Origin of the sequence: Suilimivivens aceti (assembly GCF_025567405.1) — a bacterium.
Classification (GTDB): Bacteria; Bacillota; Clostridia; order Lachnospirales; family Lachnospiraceae; genus Suilimivivens; species Suilimivivens aceti.
Window position 1 is genome coordinate 1 of sequence record NZ_JAOQKJ010000031.1, and the last position, 616, is coordinate 616.

A 616-nucleotide genomic window follows, 5' to 3' on the forward strand; every position below is an offset into this window, starting at 1 on the left:
GGACTTTGTCCGAAAATAAGAAAACTTCTATGCTTTGGTTTGAGTGTAGCATAGAAGTTTTCATTATGCAATAAATGTTTTTCCGTTATTCCAGTTTTAGTTCAGGTCACTGCAGGAGCAGCTCCTTTTTCACCTCTTCTGCAAACGGAGCCTCACATCCTGCTATGGCACAGATATCTTCTATTTCATATCCCCGATCCAGCATATTTCGGACTACGATTTTCGTCTTTTCCAAAGTGCCTTCGTTTCTTCCTTCTCTTCTGCCTCTTTTTTCTCCCACGCTTTCTCTCTCTTCCATTAACTCTTCCAATGCCTGGCACATGTTGTATTCCTCCTCTTCCCCGTTTTCTGTTTTATACTTATCCTTCTTCTGAAGCATTGCTGCATTGTCTGTCATGACTGCTATCGCTTCCCAGGTTTCTTTACTCAGATGAGAATAAGCTTCATTTTTCATCAGCTCTGCCATCCTCTCTTTATATTAGATCCTTTTTCACCTCTTCTACAAATGAAGCCTCACATCCTGCTATGGCACAGATATCCTCTATTTCATATCCCCGATCCAGCATATTTCGGACTACGGTTTTCGTCTTTTCCAAACTGCCTTCGTTTCTGCCTT

Annotated in this window: 1 protein-coding gene; it reads right to left on the reverse strand. The window is 41.6% G+C overall.

Translation table 11 applies throughout. The annotated features are described in order from the left end of the window. Positions 1-106: 106 nt before the first annotated feature. Entirely contained in the window at positions 107-454 is a 348-nt protein-coding gene (locus OCV77_RS16310; protein ID WP_262575998.1) for a hypothetical protein, read from the reverse strand. Positions 455-616 lie beyond the last annotated feature (162 nt).

Coding starts and splice junctions, on each gene's coding strand:
- OCV77_RS16310 (WP_262575998.1), bottom strand. CDS start 454: ATGAAAAATGAAGCTTATTCTCATCTGAGTAAAGAAACCTGGGAAGCG.